The sequence below is a fragment of the Solihabitans fulvus genome (assembly GCF_008386585.1).
Taxonomy (GTDB): Bacteria; Actinomycetota; Actinomycetes; order Mycobacteriales; family Pseudonocardiaceae; genus Solihabitans; species Solihabitans fulvus.
In genome coordinates, this window is record NZ_VUOB01000357.1 from 1 (window position 1) to 336 (window position 336).

Annotated in this window: 1 protein-coding gene; it reads right to left on the reverse strand. The window is 42.0% G+C overall.

What is annotated here, in order from left to right:
- Positions 1–112 precede the first annotated feature (112 nt).
- On the reverse strand, positions 113–336 hold a 224-nt coding region (locus F0L68_RS46035; RefSeq protein ID WP_223199661.1), incomplete at its 5' end, for a hypothetical protein.

The following is a 336-nucleotide window of genomic DNA, read 5'->3' on the forward strand; positions in this document are numbered from 1 at the left end:
ATAAACTTTCCAAGAATTAAATGTATAGGCACATCACTGAAATAAAACTATCAATGATTTTTTTATTAAAACAATCATTTTCCGAGCAAAATTAATGGGCACCTCAATCAACCTATATTAATTTAGATGTGGTTATTGACTTTGCATTGACGTAGAGCTTCATTGAAGCCATCGCAGAGTGACAAGTCGTGCTGTTGTTGAGCACATTCCAAGAATTGCTTGATCTCCCACGCGCATGGTCCTTGAGCCGGCTGTCCCTGGTATTGGTTGTAGGTTTGAGCTGCAGGAGCTGCTTGCTGTTGCTGGGCTGGTTCGCTGCTTCCACCACCACTAAAC